Raw genomic sequence first — 20155 nt, forward strand, 5'->3', positions numbered from 1 at the left:
TTCAGGCGAGCCGGTCCAGGCGCGCGGCAGCCGAGGAATCACGGTCGTGGTAGGCCTTCCCGGCCTTGGCGGCGGCGTCCGCGAGCCGGTCGGCGGACGCGCCGACCGCCTTGACCTGGCCCTGCAGGGCGGCACCGAAGTCACCGAGCGCGTCGGCGAACCCGGACTCCTTGCCGATCTTGCCGAAGCTGTCGTCCGCGATCGACCGGACGTCCTTGACCTGGTTCCCCGAGGCCGAGGTGAGTGCGTCGCCGACCCGGCGAGTGCGCCGCACGAAGCCGTCGAGGGTCTGCTTGTCGACCCGGATCCGCCCCATACCGGTGCCGGTCGAATGCCCGCCGGAATGCTTCCGCACGGCCTCGGCCACCTTGCGCGCCGCGGGCAGATGACGCTTGTAGGCGCCGTTCGTGTAGGTCGACCACGGGGTCCACGATTTGCCGTCGCCGGAGATCTTGTTGGCCGCCTTGGCGTTGGTGGTGGCGTCGAACAGTTCGGCGTTCGAATCCAGGCCGAACTGCCTGCGCCGTTCCGGCCCCATCGCACCCAGCATGTTGATCTGCCAGAGCCCGTAGGAGTCGTCGGGCGGGGTGGCGTTGTGGGCGCGGGTGTTCCCGCCGGACTCGGCGAGCGCGACCGCCACCGCCGTGGTCAGCCCGTCACCCCGGAAACCGGCGTCGTAGGCGTGCCGGGCGATCTGCTCCGGGGTCAGCTTGGTCATGGGACGAGCTTGACCGCCTGTGCGCGCCGGGGGAACCGGCGTTGCACGCGTGGACACGTGCGTTGCACAGGCGGTCAGCTCGGGCTAGGACACGGCCTAGCCGATGGGCTCGATCCAGATGTTGCGGAACTTCGGGTTCTCGCCCGGGTCACCGTGGTCCTGGAGGCGGATCGCCCCCGGGCCCGCGCTCTCCGGGATGTTGTCGCCCGTTCCGCCGTCGATCGCCACGTCGTTGTGGACCACGACACCGTTCCAGACCACCGTCACGCGGGCATTGTCGGTCTTGTTCCCGGCGCCGTCGAACCGGGCGGCGCGGAAGGTGACGTCGTAGGTCTGCCAGGTTCCGGGAGCCGTCGCCATGTTCCGGTCAGGCGCCTTCTTCGAGTAGATCGCGCCCGCTTCGTTGTTGGCGAGCGTGGTGTCCCCGAAGGATTCGAGCACCTGGAGCTCGTAGCGTTCCTGGAGGTAGATCCCGCTGTTGCCCCTCTGCTGTCCGGTGACCTCCGGCGGATAGTTCGGCTCGTTCCACTCGGCGTGCAACCGGAAGTCGCCGAACTGCTGCTTCGTGCGGATGTCGCCGCCGTTCGACTCCATCGCACCGCCGGACACCGGCCAGGTCGCGGCACCACCCGCGCGTTTCTCCCAGGCGTTCAGATCGGTGCCCTTGAACAGCTGGATGCGCTGGGACTCGGTGACGGTGAGGCTGTCGAGGTTGACGTTGCCCGCGTCGCCGCTGTCGTAGCGGTAGGAGATCGTGTTGTTACCGGCGGCGAGAGTGAGTGTTTCCGGTTGGGAGTTCCAGGTGTCCCAGTTGCCGGTGCTGGCCAACCTGACCTGTTTGACCTTGGTGCCGTTGACGTAGACGGTCACGGATTTGGTCCCAGGGGCCGGATCCGGGCCGTTCGAGTAGCGCAACGCCGCGTTGTACGCACCGGCTTTTGGCGCGTTCACGGTGAACGTCGTCGCGGCGCCCTGGTTCCAGTATCCGTCGACGAACCCGGTGCCCGCGTAGCCGGCGTGGTTCGTGTTGGTCGCGGCGCCACCGCTCAGCGCGGCCCGCTCCGCCTCGTAGGTCGTGCTCGCCGGCGGGCCGCCGACCAGCGAGTTGAGCGTGTACCACGCCTCCGTGCTCCACAGCGCCGCGCCGGATTCCGCGGCGAACGGACGCGGGGACCGGACGTGCACCACGTGCCCGGCCTTCAGCCCCGCCACTTGCAGCGTGACCTTCTTGCGGTCGGGGGACAGGCTCGCGGAGGTGACGGACAAGGTCTGCTCGTCGACCTTCGGCCCGCCGTACGCGGCGGTGGGCTGGTAGCGCCACTGCTGCGCCTGGTACTTCGCCGCGAGGTTCTGCGCGGTGTCGGCCGACAAGGGCTGGGTGTACTCGAGTTCGAATCCGCCCGCGACGGCCCGCATCGCGCGGATGTCGAAGGCGTTCGTGCCGTTGGGCGTCACCTTCTGGAGGCCGTAGGCGAGCTTGCCGGGCTGGCCCCAGTTGCCTCCGCCGTCGATCCCACCGGTGTAGATCGCGCCGTCCGGCCCGAGGCTGATCCGGCTGACGCCTGACTCGAGTCCTTGGGTGAGGCGGAAAACGGCGCCCTGGTACTCGCCGTTGACCTTCTCCAGGAAGGCCCGCTGGAGTCCGCCGTAGGTGACGTCGCCGTACACCATCTGCCCGGCGAAGGGGCCCTGCGAGAGCATGACCATGTTGCTCGGCGAGTTCGCGATCTCGTTGTGCGGCAGCCACAACACGGGCGCTGTCACCGGCTTGGAGTCGAACGGGCCCGGGGGATTGGTGTAGTGGTTGAAGAAGCGGTCCTGCTTGACCCGCACGAGCTTGTTCGCCGGGAGCCAGCCACCCTGGTTGTCCGTGACGAAGACGTCGCCTTCCGGCCCCCAGCCGATACCGTGCGGCGTGCGCAGCCCGCCGGCGACGTAGGAAACCTGGCCGGTGGCCTTGTTGACCTTGATCGTCGTGCCGCGGTTCGGCGCGGGTTGCGGGTCGGTCGTGGCGCCGCCGTAGTTGATGGACACGGAAAGGTTGGCGTAGAAGAAGCCGTCCTTGTACAGCAGGCCGAACGCGAACTCGTGGAAGTTGCCGCCGAACGGCCAGGTGGCGACCGTGCGGTAGTTGTCGGCTACTTCGTCGCCGTTGGTGTCGTTCAGTTCGACGAGCCGCGTCTTCTCCGACACGTACAGCTTGCCGTCGACGTACTTGACGCCCATCGGTTCCTTCAACCCGCTGGCGACCCGCTTGGTCTGGACCTTGCTCGGGTCCGTGTTGCCGCTGACGTTGCTCAGCACGTGGACCTCGCCGAGGACCTTGTCGGACCCGCCCCAGGTGGCGATGGCGAGCCGCCCGTCGGGCAGCCAGTCCATCCCGGTGACCTGCGGCTGGAAACCGTTCGGGCGCAGGTTGGTCAGCGTGAAGCCGGGGTGGACGGCGTTGAGCGGCAGGCCGTCACCGGGTGAATCCGCGGCGCCCTCGCACTCCTTGCGTCCCGGCGAGGTCACCCGGACGACGTCGGCGTCGGTGCTGAGCACCGAATTCGGCACGAGCGCGAAGCCCGCCGCGCCCGGCGGCCGCCATTCGAGGGTGACCTGCTGGTCGGCGGTGTTGTCGAAGTGGTCGATCCGCAGCGCGTGATACCCCGTGCCCAGCTGGACCGAGCCGGTCGCCGGTGTCCCCGAGTGCAGGCCGTCGTGGTTGATCACCGTCTGGCCGTCGATGCGCAGCCGGGAGCCGTCATCGCTGGTGAGGCGGAACTCGTACTGGCCCGCGGTGGCGATGTTGACGTTGGCGATGACCTCGGAGACGAACTGCTCGTTGAGCCCGAAGTCGGCCGTGCCGGTCCAGTTGATCGTCGGCATCAGCTTGTCGACGTTGGGCGTCTGACCGGACTTGATCACGCAGAGCTTGGTGATCTCGCGTTGGAGGTCGTACGTGCGGAGCGTGACGCCTGGTTGCTGGGGTGGGATGGCCGCTTCGGCCGGGGCTGCGACCAGCCCGGACAGGCCCGTGACCAGCGCCAACGAGGCGACTATGGACCGGTTGAAGCGCTTGCGGACAGACGGAAGCATCGTTGCTCCTCGGGTCGGCGGCGGAGCACCTCTGTGACGTCGCTGAACCTAAGAGGACTTTCGTCCGAAGTCAACGAAAGTGTGTACAACTCGGACGAAAGTTAGGCCTAATGGTCGCGCTGCACTTCGCGTGTCGGCTCCGGTCACCCTGAAGTACGTGATGGCCCCCTTCACTGCGCTAGACGCAAGGAAGGTGGCCTTCACGTAGTTGGGGAAAGTAGTGAAGGCCTCCATCGCTACTCTCAAGGTAGGCAAGGGGCCCTTCATGGCCCGGACCCTTCGCGATGGCGTGAGTGACGCGGGTACTGCGCCAGGCTCCGATAGAGTGAAACAGCGCGAGGGGAGGGCGTTTGACGACGGGATCGGGCGAGTCCCGGCTGCGGTCGGCCGTTCTCGCGCAGGCATGGGCGAGCGTCCCCGGGGTGGAGGTCCTGTCGTCGGCGGACGGTGGCCCGCTCACCCGGACGATCAAGAAGATCATCGACCCGCTGGTGATCCGGACGGCGGCGCGTCCCCGCCTCGGCCGTCCCGTGCTGGACCCGGCCGCCGCGGCGGAGCTGACGGAACTGCTGCTGGCCGACGCGGACAGGTTGCGCGCGACGGCCGCGTGGTTCACCCACCTGAAACGGCAGCGCCGCGCCCTGCGTATCACGGCGGGCAACGTCCAGGACGTGTGCTTCCCGCTGGCGTACGAGCTGGCGACCGGTTTCGGCGCACCGGGTCCGGACGCGACGGCGACGGCCGAGGCGGCGTTGCGCGAGCTGCACGGTGAGGGCGGCGTGGCGGGCGTCGATCAGCTCACCGGATATCTCGCGGATCCCCGGCTGTCGGCCGATCTGACCGCGGAACTGCGTCGCCGCTGGCACGCCGAGTCCGCCGCGCCGCAGGACATCACCGCGCTCCAGGCGTTCGTCGAAAGTCTTTCGGACACCACCTGGCGAGCCCTCGCCGATTCGGAGACCGGGCACGCCCTCGGGCTCGCGCTGCGAAGGCAGGGCGGGGCGAAAACCTTGCGCACGGCCGTGCAGGAGATCTCCGGGCTGCCCGTGCCGGACCTCGGCCTTCAGCGCGGGGACCGCACCGCCGTCCCACCGTTGAACCGGCGTGACGAAACCGGCGCCGAACTTCTCGAACGCAGCGTCGAACGGCGGGTCCGCGCGACCTTGCGCCGTCTTTCCCCGGACGAGCGGGGTCCCGTCGCCCACCTCGTCGACGACGAACTGGCCCGTGTCGCGGCCGGTTTCGGGCTCGGTCTTCCCGCGCTGGCGGCCTGTTTCGCACTCGGTGTCGTCCTCGCACCCGCGCTCCGGCCGCTCGACGGCGTCGCGCCCGCGGGTGTCCCTGAATTCGCGCGCCGGCTCAACGCCCAGGTCGCGCGGGAGGGTTACGTCCTGCACGCCCGCCGCGCCCTGGCCGGGGCCACGCCGCTCACCCCGCGGCCCGACGCCGAACTCCTGCGCGATCTGCGTGAGTTCGCCAAGCAGTTCCTCAGCAGGCTGTGGGTCCGGTTGCACGGGTTCGACGTCCGCGGCGATCTGCCCGCCGACGCCGCCGACGTCCGCGACCTCGTTACCGGCGTGGTCCGGTCGACCTCGCTGGACCTGCGGACGAAGGTGCGCCGCGCGCTCGTGGCCCGCCTGCCGGATCTGGAGGCCGTCTCGTGACGCATCCGGTGCACAGCCCCGTCGTCGCGGCGGACGGCGCTCTCATCCGCTTCGCCCTCGCGGACCTGCTCGGTGGCCGGGCGTCCTCGATGCGGATCGAACTCAGTGATCCCGGGGCCGCCGAACCGTGGCTGACCCGGCTCGTGGGTGCGGAAACCAGTCTCACCGTGCTCGGCCAGGGTCAGGCGGATCTCCCCGCGAGCCCGGAACTGGGCAGGCTCGCTTTGCTGCTTTGGCTGCGTCGCTGGTGGCCGGCGAGCCCGTCGCTCGGAGTCCCGTCGCTCGACCCGGCGTTGCTGGACCTCGAAACGGCGGTCGCGACGGCGGCGGTCGAGGATCTGGCAGAAGGCCTCCTCGACGCTTTCGAAGCTTCCCCCGCCGAGCTGTTCGACACGGCGATCGCGGACGACGCCCTCCTGGCCGCCGCGCCGCCGGTCGCCGCCGACGTCCGGGGGCTGTGCACCCGCCTCGCGGCCTGGTTCGACGAGCAGGACGACGTCGTGCGCGCCGAAGCGGCGGCGGAAGTGTTGGTGCGCCTGGAAACGGCGGCACCGGGCCAGCGTGCTTACGCGCTGGCCGCGGGCACCGAATCGGGCGTTCCCGGCGAAGGCGTCCTGGCGGGCGGACGCGCGAGCGTCGACTGGGCGCGGGTGCCACCAGGAGTCCTGGATGCCGCCGAGGGCACGGTGACCTGGCGGATCGTCACGGCCGCGGCCGCCACCCGGCTCGAAGTCGACGTCGCGGGGGCGTTCGCCGACGCGACTCTCACCGCTGTCGCGACCCATGACGGCGAACCGTTCGCGGAGATGCCCCTGGCACTCGGCGCCGGGCGGTTCACCGGGACGGCGGACCTGGACGACGCCGCGTCCCGTCTCGCGGCGAGCGTCCACAGTGGACGCATCGGGCTCGTCGTGGGCGTGGCCGCCGAAGGGGTCGTCGGGACCACGGCGGAGGACCGGGTGGCAGTGGTCGCGCTCGTGCGGGCTCGGCCGCCGGAAGACCGGACACTCGCCGAACGGGCGGCGGCCGCTTCCACCGAAGAGGAGTTCTGACGTGCTCGTCGGCATGCCGCCGCCCCAGACCCCGCCGGACCGCCCGCTCCCGCCCGAACTGAGCCCCGCGACCTCGCATGGCTACAACTGCCGTTGTGTCGCAAGGCATTTCGAGCTCGACCCGGCTCCGTACGGCGAGGTGCCCGCGTGCTCGCTGTCCGAACGCCAGTACCGCAAGCTGCTCATGGAAGCCGCCAAGGTCCAGGACCAGGCCAAGCAGCTCGCCGCGCTGCGGAACGTCGCCGGAGCGCACCGGAAGTACGCCCGGATGCGGGAGATCGCGCAGAAACTCGACCGGACCGACCTCGACCTCGCCGCGGTCAGCGATCTGGCCCACGTCTGCTACTCCGCAGGGGATCTGCGCAACGCAAGGCAATGCGCGGAGGCCGTGCTCCAGGTCTTCAAGGTGAGCGCCGCCGCCATCGTCCACTTCGGACAGTACGCCGAAGCGCGGATGATCGAAGGCTCCCGGGAGGTCGCGGAGCGCGTGCTCATCTCCCTGGCCACGGAGGCGGGTGACGTCGCCGAGGCACGTGAGCTGATCGCCGGGCAGCGCCGCCGGGCCGCGTTCCGCAGGGAAGCGGGGCCGGAACAGTATCCGCCCGAACTGCTGGACGTCCACGGTTCCGACGAGATGGAACTGCGGATCTTCGACGTGCGCGTCCAGATCGCGGCCGGGGATCTGGCGGGTGCGCGGGTCGCGCTCGAAGAGATCCTGGCGGCGCTGGAGGCCATGGCGGAGATCGACGAGATCCGCGATCGGGCCATCCAGCAGCAGGCCATGGCCAGGGCCGAACGCGCCAGGATCCGCCAGGCGGGCGGTGAGGACGCGGACGCGCGGGCCGACCTGCTGAGGCTGAGCGCTCAGCACGCGGGCGCCCCGGTGGCCGCGAAGGCCGACATCGGGTTGGCGGAGGCCCGGGCGCTGGCTGGCGATTTCCCCGGCGCGGTCGCCGCGATCGTCGCCGCCCGTGACGAACTCGCCGCGGCGGGCCTGACCGGCGACGTCGCGGAGGCGAGCCACGCACTGGGCACATTGCTGCTGTACACGGGCGACGTCGCGCAGGCGAAGGAACAGTTCGAGCACGCGAAAACGATCCGGACGGCCAACGGTGACGTCCCCGGCCTACGGCTCGTCGACACGGCACTGGCCCGCTGCGCGGCGGCGGAAGGCGACTGGGCGACGGCCGACGAATACGCGACTCGCGCCAGGAAATCGGCGCGGGAGTCGGGGGACTGGTCGGATCATCTGCACACGGATTTCGTGGCGGCCACGATCGGGTTCGCCCGCGGCGAAGACCTGCGGGCGGTGCTGGATCTGGTGCTCCCGCTGACGCTCGCGGCGGCGGAGTACCGGTTCGAGTTCGTCTCGCCACAGGCACGCACGGCCTGGGCGCGGGACATCGCGGCTCCGACGATGGGGCTGGCGCTGGCGTTGCTGACCCAGTTGAGGGAGCCGAGGCTGGCGGCCGAGCTGATCGAGCGCACCTGCGCCGTCGGCGCGTACACGGGGGTCGAGGGGCCGTCGCTCGACCTGACCGGGACACTGCCGACCCTCGAAGTGCTCCCGTCCACTGAGGACGATCGTCTTCCCTTGGCGGCACTGGGTTCTGTCACGTCGTCCCTCCCGCTCCGGCTCGCTCCGCCGCCCGCCCTGCGCTGGTCGCCGTCCTCGCCCATGGAGCTGGATCGGTGGCATCACCTGGCCGGCGAGCGGTATCGCCTGCCGGGGCTCGCCGCCGAAACCGTCGAGACCTGGCCCGCCGACCGGCCCGGACGTGAAACCTTCCTCCTGCGTTACGCCGACGCCGGGCACACCTTCCTCACCTGGCGGACCACCGAAGACCTCGACACCGTCCACACCCATCCGATCGAGTTCGCCTTGGTCGGGACGGCCCGCGAGTACCTGGACGCCGCCTCCCCGACACCGCACGAAGGCGAGAGCGTGGCCGACGCCGTCCGGCGCTCACTGGGCGAAGAGGCCTTCGGCAGCTTCGCCGGTGAGCAACGCCTGGCCCGCGTCCTCGCCTTCAATCTTCTGCCCGCCGACCTGGTCGGGCGGCTCCGGCGTTCCGCGGCCGAGGGAAACCGCCCACTCCTGCGGATCCAGCCGTCCCCGAGCCTCGCCGGTGTCCCGTGGGGGCTGCTGGCGCTGCCCGACCGGCGGGCCGACCACGTCCTCGACATCAGTGAACTCGGCGCCTGTTTCGACAGCGACGAGCGCGTCCTCGACGTCGCCGACGTCTCACTGCTCGCCCCGGCCGGGATCCCGCGCCGTCCGCCCGCCGCCGACGGCCCGCCGGTCTACCTGCTCGATCCGCGGATCCCCGGTCAGAGTGCCTTCGGCGAGCTGGGTTCCGTGCTCGGCAAGCAGGACGCGACGTCGCCGCTGATCCGCCATCTGGACGCGCGGCTCGCCGAAGGCCCGGTCCTCCCGGAGGTCACGCGCGGGCTCGATCTGGTCCGCCGCACCGACACCGACCGCCGTCTGCTCGCCGAACTCCTGTCACGGCCCTGTTCACGGCTGGTGTTCGTGGGACACGTCAGCCGCGTGCGCGACGAGTACGGCGCGCAGACCGCGCTGCACCTGTCCTGTTCGGCCGACCTCCCCGGATCGGCCGCACCGATCGGACCGCACCGGCCGTACACCGCCGCCGACCTGGCACTGTCCGAAGTGGACACCATGCCCGCGCGGGTCGCGCTGATCGGCTGCGCCAGCGCGAGCGATTTCGGCCTGGCCGAACCGTTCGGCGTACTCCTCGCCGCCGTCGCGGCCGGAGCGGGGCTGGTCGCGGCCACGGTCTGGGCCCTGCCGACGTCGGCCGCCGTGCCCGGTTCGGACCCGATGTCGGAACTGGTCATCGCCGTCGACACCGCACTCGCCGGTGAGGATCCGGTCACCGAGCTGAACGCCTGGCAGCGGTCCCGGCTCGCCCGCTGGCGCGAGAAGCCCGAACCTGCGAACTCTCCGGTCTTCTGGGCGCCTCTGACCTGCCTCGACGCGACCGACGACGGGAAAACCTGGGTTCGGTAGCGGTCCGCCCCGCCGAAGCTGTGTCCATCGAGAACGACACAGCGAAAGGCGGGACCCGATGTTCAAGAAGATCCGCGACAAGATCAACGACGCGACGCAGCAGGGCATGGCGCGGGGCGAGCAGGACTTCCAGCGGCACGCGGAGCAGTTCCGGCAGGCGGCCGCCGCGCAGGGGCACGACATCACCCCGCAGCTGCCGACCCCGCAGCTGGCCGCGCAGGCGTTCCGGAACATGAACGCGGACCCGGACATGGCGGCGTTCCTGGCGCTGCCGATGGACGAGCAGTTGCGCCAGCAGCAGGAACTCCAGGCCTACGGCACCGAACTGCGGCGGCTCTACGACACCTGCGAGCCCGCCACCCTCGTGGTCCGCGGACTGGAGCCGACCGGCCGGAGGATCGCCGGGCAGGCGCAGTACACCGCGACGCTCGAGGTCATCCGCGCCGACGGCACCACCTATCAGACGGTGGCCCAGCTGATCACGCCGCTGGCGACGATCCAGCAGTACGCGCCCGGCACCCGTCACGAAGCCCGCGTCGACCCCGCCGACCCGGCGAAGGTCGCCGTGTTCGGCCCGATCGGTTAGGCGGCTGAGATGTTCGGATCCTTCGAGTTCGGCCTGCCGGGAGATCCCCGGCAGGCCCGCCGTCCCGGCCTGCGCCTGTGGCTGCTCGGCGTGCCCACGACGCTCGCCTGGGCGGTCGCGGGCTGGTCGGGCTCCCTCGGGCTGCTGGACGGCTTCCGGCTGATGTCGCTCAACCGCGTCGACGCGTGGGGGGCCGACGCGGGCCCGGCGGTTTCGCTCGTCCTGCTCTTCAGTATCTCGATCACGGTCGCCTCGTCGCTCGGGTTCGCGATGCTGTGGGGCGGCGGGATGTCACTGCGCGGGATGGGCATCGGCTTCCGGGCGAGCAGCCTGGCCGCGTCCCTCGGGGTGGCGCTGGGCAGCGGCGCCGCGATTCCCTCGTGGACACCGCCCGAGTCGGTGGGACAACGGCTGCCGTTCGGCGGCGGCGCGGCCGAACCGTGGACCGACGTCGACTGGGTCGTCTACTACGAACCGTATCTCGTGCCGGCGGTGGCCGGGGTGACCGCGCTGGTGATGGTCATGGTGCTGGGGCGGGCGTTCGTCACCAAGGTGGAGGCGGACGACCGCGCGCAGGCGCTGGCCCAGTCCGGGCTCCAGGTGATCGGGCAGGTCATCGGTGTCGAGTTCACGAACGTCTGGGTGATGGGGAATCCGAGGTTCACCGTGCAGGTCCGGTACCCGACGGACACCGGGGAGCGGACGGTCATCACGACGATGATCACGTCGCCGTTGCAGGCCCCGTCCCGCGGTTCGACGGTGAAGGTCACCTACGACCCGAGCAATCCCGACTCGGTCCAGGTCGATCCGGACCCCGCCGATCGGGCCGCGGGCGGGAACCTCGGTGCCTTCCTGCCCCCGATGTTTTGACCGCCCTCTACACTCCCGCGGATGGACGAACAGACGGCAGAGGTGTCCACCTCTCAAGCGGTCCGCAAAGCGATGATCCGGCTGGTCCCGTTCCTCGGGCTGCTCTATCTGCTCAACTATCTCGACCGGGTCAACGTCGGGTTCGCGGCGCTCACGATGAACGCCGACCTCGGCATCAGCTCGGCCGCCTACGGGCTCGGCGCCGGCCTGTTCTTCGTCGGGTACTTCTTCTTCGAGGTACCCAGCAACGTCATCCTGCACAAGGTCGGCGCCCGTATCTGGATCGCGCGGATCATGGTCACCTGGGGCATCGTCGCCTCGGCCACCGCGTTCATCCAGGGCGAGGTCAGCTTCTACATCGTCCGGGTGCTGCTCGGTATCGCCGAGGCCGGGTTCTTCCCCGGCATCATCCTGTACCTGACCTACTGGTTCCCGCGTAAGCAACGAGCCAAGATCGTCGCGCTGTTCTTCCTCGCGGTGCCGCTCTCGTCGGTCATCGGCAGCCCGGTTTCCGCCCTGCTCATCCAGAACGGCGAAGGCATCCTCGGCTTCGACGCGGGCTGGCGCTTCATGTTCTTCGCCGAAGGAGTGCCTTCGATCCTGCTCGGCGTGGCCGTGTTCTTCCTGCTGCCGAACCGGCCGAAGGACGCGAAGTGGCTGACTCCGGTGCAGCGCACGTCTTTGCAGTCGGCCATCGACGCGGAAGACACCCGCGAGGTCGGCAAGGAGGTGAGCACGCGATCGGCACTGACCGATCCGCGCGTGCTCGCGCTGAGCGCCGTCTACTTCGGAATCATCTTCGGCCTCTACGTGCTCGCGTTCTTCCTCCCACAGGTGATCAAGGGCTTCCAGCAGCAGTTCCAGACCACCTACACCGTCGTGGAGATCGGGCTCATCACGGCGATTCCCTACGCCGTGGCCGCCGTGGCGATGGTGCTGTGGGCGCGCCATTCCGACCGCACCGGCGAACGGGCGGGGCACGTCGCCATCGCCGCGTTCGTCGGCTCGGTCTCGATCGCCGTCGCGCTGTACCTGGGTTCGCCACTGCTGGTGATGATCGCGGTCACCCTCTGTGCGATCGGCGTGTTCACCGCGATCCCGGTGTTCTGGCAGCTGCCCAACGCCTTCCTCACCGGCGTCGGCGCCGCCGCCGGGATCGGCCTGATCAACTCGTTCGGCAACCTGTCGGGCTTCGTCGGTCCCTATCTCACCGGCTGGCTGCAGGGCCTGACCGGCAGCTTCCGTGCCGGGATGTGGGCCGTCGCGTTCTTCATGGCGATGGCGGGGTTCATCGCGTTGTCCTTCCGCCGCAAGGAGCAGAACGCGATCAAGTGAGGTGGTCGAAGTCGCCGCTGACCCACCGGATGTGGGTCTCGGCGCTTCGGTGCACGACGGCGCGCGCGTCACGGTCGATGGTGTCGCCACCGAGGGTGTAGAGCCGGTCGTAGGAGAAGTCGTCGAGCCGGTCGACGATCCGGCGAACCACGGCGGCGGACATCGGGATGTGCTTGGGGAAGTTCCGCTGGAACGACACCCAGTTCGGCGCGAGTCCGCCGGTGATCGTGTCGCCGGCCAGGATGCTGCCGTCCGGCGTCCTGGCCACGGCGCTGCCCCGCATGTGCCCGCCGAGCCGGACGAGTTCGAGGCCCGGCAAGGGTTCGGCGTGCTCGTCCCAGAACTCGAACGCCGGATCGGGCGCGGGCAGCCACTCGCGGTTGCGTTCGTTGACCAGTACCGGGACCCCGCCGAGAGCGCGGCTCCAGCCGAGCTGGGCGCCGAACATGTGCGGGTGGCTGGTGGCGATCGCGGTGACGTCACCGAGGCCGCGCACGAGGTCGAGCACTTCGGTGTCCAACCAGGACGGCGGGTCCCAGAGCAGGGCGCCCGCCGGGGTCACCGCGACGAACGACCAATGCCCGATCGCGAAATGCGGCTCCCGCTTGATGCTGTGCAGGCCGCGGCCGTGATCGCGATGCAAGGTCTTGTGCGGCGCGGAGATCAGTTCCTCGTGTGTCCACCAGCGTCCGGTGTGCGCGCCGAGGTCACCGGCTTCCTCGATGCCGACCTCACCACGGTCGAGAACGCATCGGGGCGGCTCCGGGGTGGCGGGATGTTCGATACCGCACCTGTCGCAAATCCACATGATCGACAGCGTGCAACCTCCAGCGCGCTGGAGGTCAAGACGCGTCTTTCCCCCGGCTCGGCGAGCCGGGGGAAGACGGGTGATCAGCTGACGGTCGTCTTGCCGAGGACGGCGTCCTGGTCGGGCGGGTCGAGCGCGAGCTGGACGTCGAACTCACCGAGCGAGCTGTCGGTGATGATGTGCGAGGTCGCCGCGGGGTCCACGCTGCTGGTCGCCTCACCGGCGGGGGTCCCCGCCGGGATGGTGAAGTCGACCTGGCCGGACGCGGTGAACTTCAGCGGCCCTTCGGCGGGCACCTCGGTGTCCGGGATGGGCAGCTCGATGGGGATCGCCACCTTCTGGTCGCCGAGCGCGACGTTGACCTTCGAAGTGATCGTGCCGGAAAGCTTCTTGGCGCCGACCAGCCGGAGTCCGTCGCCCGCGGCCTGCCCGGAATCGACGTCGAGGGTGAACGGCACCGAAATCGGTGTTCCGGCCTGGGCGGTCGCCGGGATTTCCGCCTTGACGACCACGGCCACCTGCTGGTCGCCGATGATGGGGAAGCCGCCCTTGTACGTGAGATTCTTTTCGACGGCGGCCGCGGTTCCCGCCGCGGTGAGCATTACCGTTCCGGCGACCGCGGCCGCGATCCCGGCCGCGCAGAACCGGCGAACACCCTTCCGTACGAGGGTTTCCGTCATGTCAGGTCCTTTCGTCGTTGAATGGGCTCGCCGCCGAATGTAGGTGGAAAGTCACCAACGAGGAAAGGGAAAGATCTCGCGCATTTTCTTTACGCGCCGTTCTTGTCACGTGTATGCGGAATGGTGCGAACGTTAATTGTCACGCGAAAGCGCAAAGGGGAAATGAGGTGGCGATTCTTGTCACCCCGGTGACAGGTGCTCCGGTCGGGGGGTGACCGACTATGGTCATGATCGTGACCGACCGACCCGAGCCATGGCACCTCCGGACCCGCAAGTTCCTGCGGGCGACGGACCAGCGTGGCGAACTGGTGCGCGGCGCGCGGTTCCTCCGCAAGCTCGTCCCGGGGGAAGACGCGCCCGGTGACCCGCTGGCGCCGTCGACCGGCCGTTCGTCGGACAGACTCGCCCGGCTGCTCACCGAGGCGGGAGCCGATCGCCCCAGCGCCTCCCGTGAGCTGGGGCTGGCCGCGGTGCAGGCCTGGCAGGCCGTCCGCCGGTCCGGGAACCAGCCGTTGGCCGCGAACGGCATTACGGTGCTGTTCACCGACCTCGTCGGCTTCTCGACCTGGGCGTTGCACGCCGGCGACGACCGCGTCCTCGAGCTGCTCCGCGCGGTCGCCGACGTCACCGAGTCGATCGTCACCGGGCACCGGGGGAGCGTCGTCAAGGGGCTCGGCGACGGCGTTATGGCCGTGTTCGCCGACCCGGGCGAGGCGGTGAACGCCGCCTACGAGACGTGTTCCGCCGTGAGCGTGATCAAGGCGGAGGGCTACCTGCCGCACCTGCGGGCGGGCCTGCATCGGGGCAACCCACAGCGGGTCGGCAACGACTACCTCGGCGTCGACGTGAACATCGCCGCCCGGATCATGGCGGCCGCGGACGGCGACGAGGTGCTGGCCAGCGGAAGCGTGGTGGAAGAACTCGACGCGGACGCCGTCATCGTGCGCCCGCGCCGGAACTTCCGTGCCAAGGGGACCCCGAAGGATCTCCAGGTCTACCGCGTCGTACCTCGCTATTCGGCTACTTAGGCATGTCCGACGGCTGCGAATCCAGCCCCGCCCGGGGCTTCGACCAGCCACCGCGCGTGAAGTCCGGCACCGCGACCGGTTTCCCGCCGCGGGCCAGCGAGACCACGCTCAGCGGTACGGGCGAGCACCAGGCCGCGGAGTCGTAGACGTCGATGTCGGGTACCAGCCCGGCGCGCATCTGCTGCACGATCCGCCATTGCAGTACGTAGTCCATGCCGCCGTGACCGCCGAGGTTCGGGTCGTCCTTGAGCTTCTTCCAGAGCCAGTGATCGTGGCGGTCGCGGTACGGCCCGAAGTCCTTCCACGCGTGACCGCTGTGGTCGGGCTCCACGTAGATACGCGCGGGGTAGTCCTCCACGATGCCGCGGCTGCCCGCGAGACTGTTGATGCGGCTGTACGGACGCGGCGAGCTGACGTCGTGCTCGGCGCGGATGATCCGCCCCTGCTCGGTCTCGATCAGGCAGCTGACCAGGTCACCGTTGATGTAGGTCTCTTTCCACGACGGGTGACCCGGCGGCATGTGCCGCTTCCGGTAGTCGGCGAGCCCCTTCGGCTCGGTCGCCGTGGCGCGCAGCGTGGCGAACCGGTCGCCGCGGTTGACGTCCATGCAGGCCGCGATCGGGGCGAGCCCGTGCATCGGATAGAAACTCGCGGTGCTGCGGGTGTGCCACTTGCGGCGCCACGCGTCGGTGTAATACGTGTCGGAGAACAGCAGTTCGCGCAGGTCGTGCAGGTAGCCGCCGTGCCCGTTGGTGACCTCGCCGAAGACGCCCTCGTGCGCCATCTTGAGGATGGCCAGTTCGTTGCGGCCGTAGCTGCAGTTCTCGGCGAGGAACAGGTGCTTGCGGGTCTGCTCGCTGGTGTTGACGAGGTCCCACAGCTGGTCGAGCTCGGTGGCGATGGGCAGCTCGATCCCGACATGCTTGCCAGAGACCAGCGCGGCCTTGCCCTGGGGGTAGTGGAACTCCCACGGCGTCGCGATGTAGACGAGGTCGATGTCGGTGCGGGAGAGCATCTTCTTGTAGGCGTCGGCGGATCCGCCGTACTCGGCAGGCCGCGGTCGCCCGTCGGCGGCGAGCTTGTCCGCCGCGGCCTTCGCCCGCTCGGCGCGGATGTCGCAGACCGCGGTGACCACCGCGCCCGGTACGGCGCTCCACCCGCCGATCATGGACATCCCGCGGTTCCCGAGCCCGATGAGCCCGATCCGGACGGTCTGGTGCCGCTCGAACGGCACCCCGATCATGCTGCGCTGACCAGGACGGCGAGGTGAACTTTCCGCACCGGTGGTCTCTGCGGCGTCGGCGCTCACCGGGATCGCGGCGAGCGCTCCGGCGGCGAGCGCGCCACCGAACAGGGTCCGCCGGGAAACAGAGGGCAGGTCGGCCATGAAGAACACTCCTTCGTGTCGCCTTCGGTGCCCAGACTGTGTCCAATCGCCGCCAGATATGTCAAGAGATGCGTCAAAGTGAGCAGTAAACTGCACTAATGCGCAGTTTGACTGTGTGGAATCGGATGTTTCGCGCAACCCGGGTGCGCGTACGCACCCGGGTCACGCGCGGGGTCAGCGGCGGATCAGCACCTGGTCGATCGACTTGCGCACGAGGTTCGGCACCACGCAGTCGTCCGCCGGGTAACCGACCGGAATGACGGCGAACGCCTTCTCGTTCTGCGGCCGCTCCAGAAGCTCGCCGAGGAACCGCATCGGCGACGGCGTGTGCGTCAGCGCGGCCAGCCCGGACAGGTGCAACGCCGTGAGCAGCATCCCGACCGCGATGCCCACCGACTCGTCGACGTAGTAGTGCTTGTGCTTGGTGCCGTCCTCGTCGAGGAAGTAGCGCTGCTGGAAGACCACGATGAGGTACGGGGCGTCGGTGAGGTGGGTCTTGACGGCGTCGGTGCCCAGTGGCCGCAAGGCGGACAGCCACTCCTCGCCGAGCCTGCCCTCGTAGGAGACGCGTTCCTCCTCCTCGGCGGCCTCGCGGATCCGCTGTTTGGTCGCGGGGTCCTTGATGAGGGCGAAGGTCCACGGCTGCTGATGCGCGCCACTGGGCGCGGTGGAGGCCACCGCGATGGCGTCCACCAGCACCTGCTCGGGCACCGGGTCGGTGGAGAACATCCGCACGGTGCGGCGGGTGTCCATGCGGCGGCGCAGATCGGCGGCGGTGGCCAGCGATTCGTCCGCGGACATGCGGGCGGGGTGGTAGGGCACCGGCTCGAAGGGGTCGCCGTAGGTCGGGGTCCACTGTGCTGCGGTCATGATCCCGATTGTGATGGTGGACAGGGCTTTCCGGAAGCCTTGTAGTGCTCAGTACCGTTTCTTCGGGCGTTGGAACCAGTCTGCGGCGCGCTCGGCCAGCTCGGCGGGCGAGGCCTCGTTCGTCAGCCAGGACAAACCGTCCGCCTCGCCGACGTCGATCAGAGCCACCTCGGCCCGTACGCCGTCGTCCCAGTTCAGGCAAGCCGGGCTCCAGCCGCCGCGGATACCGCGCTTGTCGAAGTCCAGCCGTAAGGTGTCGCAAATGCTGCCCTCGTAGAGGATGTCCAGTGAGACCAGGAGCCAGGGAGTCCCGTCTTCGTCTTCGTGCAGCCAGTAGTCGAGCTCGGGTACGAGTGAGTCGAGCTCTCGCATGAAGGCGACCTCGTCGGGGGTGGGCCGGCGATCGCTGGTGCCGCCCCAATCGATCTCGATCGCGTCCACCTCGGCCGTCCTCCTTTTCGCCCATCTTTCCGTTCCGTCGCATCAGTCCCGCTGCGCGATCGTCGCAGGAGGAATGCCTTGAGGCCACTCAATTTGACACTATGTCCCTAGAGTTATGCCGCCATCTGTCTGGGTAGACGGCCGCCGATCGGGCCATACATCGCCCGGCCGGCATAGACGGCATGGCCCGGATACCCGGACCAAACACCTAACGGTAGCCGAAACGGAAAGATAGGTACCTTCTACGCGACTTTCGGAGGTGTCCGATTTCCTTTGCCGCGTAACAGAATCGGCCGATCCTTCCCTCGGTACGCGGCAGTGTCCCTCGCCGCAGAAATGAGTCGGAACCATGCGACTGCGCTCATTCGCCCTTATCGCCGGCACCGCCTTCGCGGCGATGCTCGGCGTGACCGCCCCCGTGGCGTCCGCCGCGGAACCGTCCTCCGATGTCCAGCCGATGATCATCGGCGGCCAGAACGCGTCGAGCGGCCCCTGGGCAGCCAGACTCTTCGCCAACGGCCGGCAAACGTGTACCTCGACGATCATCGCGCCGCAGTACATCCTGACCGCGAAGCACTGCGTGGCCAGCGCCGGCACGTTCACCTTCCGGATCGGCAGCCTCGACCAGCAGAGCGGCGGCACCATGGCCACCGGCTCGACCGTGACCCGCCATGCCAGCGCGGACCTCGCGATCGTGAAGCTCACCGCGCCGGTGACGGCCACGTACTCGCCGCTGGGCACCACCGCCAACGTCTCCGTCGGCCAGACCGTGCAGGTCTACGGCTGGGGCGCGACCAGCCAGTGCGGCTCGGAGATCAACTGCCAGTCGCGCTACCTGAAGGTCGCCAACGTCCGGGTCACCTCGGTCGCGTGCCGTGACTACAACGGCGGCATCGCGGTGTGCGCGAGCCGCGGCGACGGCATCACCGCCGGTGGAGACTCGGGTGGCCCGATGTTCGCCTCCGGCCGTCAGGTCGGCGTCGCGTCGACCAGTGACCGCCAGACGACCACGGCGTACACGAACATCACGCGGTACCGGCCCTGGATTCAGCAGATCGCCGGCGTCTGATCCTTTGGTGTGAGCGGAGCCCTTCTCGGCGGTTGCCGGGGAGGGCTCCGGATTTTGCTGTATCGCGGCTCTTGTTGGCTAGCTTGACGTGTTCTGGTGCGTCGGGGTTCTGTTGCTGCTGACCAACGTTATGGCTGGGCGATAGGAACACGACTGGTTCCCACCTCAAGCCCGGACCTCTGGGTGATCGCGACGAACTACGAAATTCGAAGCCGTCTCGTAGACGAACGTCTGGTTCTTCCCCTGGCTCAGCCGCCGACGCGCTAGAGTCTGCTCGTTCGTCACCATGAGTCTGGGGGCTTTGATGAATCTTCGTTTGTTGTCGACCGTGGGCAGTGCGCTCGTGGCGACCACTCTTTTCGCCGCGCCCGCGTCGGCGGATGCCGCGGTCACCGATCTCGGCTTCCTGCCTGGAGCGGACCGGGGCATCGCGTCGGCTGTCAATGCCGCCGGTACGGCCGTGGGGTCGGCTGGTAGTGAGTTCAGCTGGCAGCACGCGGCGAGATGGAACACCGACGGCACGATCACCGATCTCGGGACGTTGCCGGGGGGTACCGTGAGCGGTGCCAGAGGTATCAACGATGCCGGTGTGGTCGTCGGCTCGTCCTCGTCGGATGCTGACAATCTCCAGCACCCGGTCGCCTGGGGCCCGAATGGCGCGATCACCGCCCTCGGCCTGCCGCCGGGTTACGGCGACAGCTGGGCGGAAGACGTCAACAACGCCGGTGTGATCATCGGATACGGGTTCAACGGATCCGCCGGTTTCACCCGCGGCCTGCGTTGGGACGCCACCGGCGGGTTCAGTGAGCTTCCGCCCCTGCCGGGGGGATACACGACGAGCATGGGAGCCGCGGTCGGCGCGGACGGCACGGTCGTCGGCACCTCGATGGGAGGCGGTCTGCGGGTCCGCGCCACTCGCTGGAACCCCGACGGCACGGTCACTGACCTGGGAACCTTGCCTGGTGGAATCGACAGCCGCGCCAACGGCATCAACGCCCTCGGGCAGGTTGTCGGCTACGCCCGCGGTGCGGACGCGATCCAACACGCGGTCCGGTGGAACACCGACGGCACCATCGCCGTCATCGGCTCCACGGTGAGCTGGGCCAACGACATCAACGACGAGGGCGTCGTCGTCGGTGTGTCACAAAGCCCATCCGGTACCTACCAGCCGGTTGCCTGGAACTCGGATGGAAGCACGATCAGTCTCGCCGTACTCCCCAGCGACGAAACCGGTGCCGCTTGGGCAATCAATGGTTCCGGTACGGCGGTGGGTCAGAGCGGCAATCAGTACCACCCGGTCAGGTGGAGTGGACTCGGCTGACCGCGCGCAGAGAAGCGAAGCAGCTCCTAAGCCACGGGCCGCTGATTCGCGGGAGATGACGATGCCATCGGCTCACCAGTGAGTTCTGTCGTTCCTTGAGAGCTCACTGGTGAGGACCTCGCCTTGGCCGAAGGCGGGGTCCAAGCGGGACATCTGTAACGACATTCATCGGTTCGCATCGGGAAGGACGAGGGGTTCGAAGCCCCCGAGG

Annotated in this window: 16 protein-coding genes; 9 read left to right on the top strand and 7 right to left on the bottom strand. The window is 69.0% G+C overall.

All coding sequences use genetic code 11. The features are described 5' to 3' along the window. Window position 1: 1 nt before the first annotated feature. Entirely contained in the window at window positions 2-718 is a 717-nt protein-coding gene (locus ACZ5IK_RS26695) for a transglycosylase SLT domain-containing protein (RefSeq protein ID WP_465490170.1), read from the bottom strand. A 96-nt stretch (window positions 719-814) separates the two neighbouring features. Beyond that, window positions 815-3799 carry a 3-keto-alpha-glucoside-1,2-lyase-like domain-containing protein gene (locus tag ACZ5IK_RS26700; protein ID WP_465490171.1) on the bottom strand — a complete coding sequence of 995 codons (2985 nt, stop codon included), beginning with the start codon at window positions 3797-3799 and terminating at the stop codon, window positions 815-817. Between the two features lie 350 nt (window positions 3800-4149). Between ACZ5IK_RS26700 and ACZ5IK_RS26705 the strand changes: the two genes are divergently transcribed. Genes ACZ5IK_RS26705 through ACZ5IK_RS26730 form a run of 6 tightly spaced genes read left to right on the top strand, consistent with a single transcriptional unit; the run spans window position 4150 to window position 12340 of the window. Continuing rightward, window positions 4150-5463: a hypothetical protein gene (locus ACZ5IK_RS26705; protein ID WP_465490172.1), complete on the top strand. Its 1314-nt coding sequence runs from the start codon at window positions 4150-4152 to the stop codon at window positions 5461-5463. Next, the gene (locus ACZ5IK_RS26710) at window positions 5460-6515 is read left to right on the top strand and encodes a hypothetical protein (protein WP_465490173.1); all 1056 of its coding nucleotides are present in this window, start codon (window positions 5460-5462) and stop codon (window positions 6513-6515) included. The genes ACZ5IK_RS26705 and ACZ5IK_RS26710 overlap by 4 nt, the downstream gene beginning before the upstream one ends. Before the next feature lies 1 nt (window position 6516). Beyond that, on the top strand, window positions 6517-9549 hold the full coding sequence (locus tag ACZ5IK_RS26715) for a hypothetical protein (protein WP_465490174.1): 3033 nt from the start codon (window positions 6517-6519) through the stop codon (window positions 9547-9549). A gap of 58 nt (window positions 9550-9607) precedes the next feature. Then, window positions 9608-10135, top strand: coding sequence for a hypothetical protein (locus ACZ5IK_RS26720; RefSeq protein ID WP_465490175.1), 528 nt, complete (start codon window positions 9608-9610; stop codon window positions 10133-10135). Window positions 10136-10144: 9 nt separating this feature from the next. Further along, entirely contained in the window at window positions 10145-11005 is an 861-nt protein-coding gene (locus tag ACZ5IK_RS26725) for a DUF3592 domain-containing protein (protein WP_465490176.1), read from the top strand. A gap of 21 nt (window positions 11006-11026) precedes the next feature. After that, the gene (locus tag ACZ5IK_RS26730; RefSeq protein ID WP_465490177.1) at window positions 11027-12340 is read left to right on the top strand and encodes an MFS transporter; all 1314 of its coding nucleotides are present in this window, start codon (window positions 11027-11029) and stop codon (window positions 12338-12340) included. On the opposite strand, the gene ACZ5IK_RS26735 is transcribed toward ACZ5IK_RS26730, so the two are convergent. Continuing rightward, window positions 12333-13148: an MBL fold metallo-hydrolase gene (locus tag ACZ5IK_RS26735; protein ID WP_465490178.1), complete on the bottom strand. Its 816-nt coding sequence runs from the start codon at window positions 13146-13148 to the stop codon at window positions 12333-12335. The genes ACZ5IK_RS26730 and ACZ5IK_RS26735 overlap by 8 nt on opposite strands. Window positions 13149-13231: 83 nt before the next feature. Continuing rightward, complete coding sequence (locus tag ACZ5IK_RS26740) at window positions 13232-13828, bottom strand: DUF6801 domain-containing protein (protein WP_465490179.1); 597 nt, start codon at window positions 13826-13828, stop codon at window positions 13232-13234. Window positions 13829-14055: 227 nt separating this feature from the next. Here ACZ5IK_RS26740 and ACZ5IK_RS26745 point away from each other — a divergent pair, with 227 nt between their 5' ends. Further along, window positions 14056-14856 carry an adenylate/guanylate cyclase domain-containing protein gene (locus ACZ5IK_RS26745; RefSeq protein ID WP_465490180.1) on the top strand — a complete coding sequence of 267 codons (801 nt, stop codon included), beginning with the start codon at window positions 14056-14058 and terminating at the stop codon, window positions 14854-14856. Here the strand turns inward: ACZ5IK_RS26745 and ACZ5IK_RS26750 are convergent. The 3 genes from ACZ5IK_RS26750 to ACZ5IK_RS26760 all read right to left on the bottom strand — a co-directional run bounded on the left by ACZ5IK_RS26750 (window position 14849) and on the right by ACZ5IK_RS26760 (window position 17554). Beyond that, a complete protein-coding gene (locus ACZ5IK_RS26750; protein WP_465490181.1) occupies window positions 14849-16243 on the bottom strand; it encodes a Gfo/Idh/MocA family protein in 1395 nt (464 codons plus the stop codon). The two genes, ACZ5IK_RS26745 and ACZ5IK_RS26750, sit on opposite strands and share 8 nt — an antisense overlap. Window positions 16244-16417: 174 nt before the next feature. Beyond that, on the bottom strand, window positions 16418-17113 hold the full coding sequence (locus ACZ5IK_RS26755; protein WP_410598570.1) for a nitroreductase family protein: 696 nt from the start codon (window positions 17111-17113) through the stop codon (window positions 16418-16420). A gap of 48 nt (window positions 17114-17161) precedes the next feature. Beyond that, the gene (locus ACZ5IK_RS26760) at window positions 17162-17554 is read right to left on the bottom strand and encodes a hypothetical protein (RefSeq protein WP_465490182.1); all 393 of its coding nucleotides are present in this window, start codon (window positions 17552-17554) and stop codon (window positions 17162-17164) included. A gap of 349 nt (window positions 17555-17903) precedes the next feature. Here ACZ5IK_RS26760 and ACZ5IK_RS26765 point away from each other — a divergent pair, with 349 nt between their 5' ends. Together ACZ5IK_RS26765 and ACZ5IK_RS26770 are read left to right on the top strand one after the other, a co-directional pair. Next, window positions 17904-18623, top strand: a complete 720-nt coding sequence (locus ACZ5IK_RS26765; protein WP_101608353.1) for a S1 family peptidase — start codon at window positions 17904-17906, stop codon at window positions 18621-18623. Window positions 18624-18966: 343 nt separating this feature from the next. After that, entirely contained in the window at window positions 18967-19944 is a 978-nt protein-coding gene (locus ACZ5IK_RS26770; RefSeq protein WP_465490183.1) for a hypothetical protein, read from the top strand. Window positions 19945-20155 lie beyond the last annotated feature (211 nt).

Source organism: Amycolatopsis sp. NPDC031561, assembly GCF_055580625.1.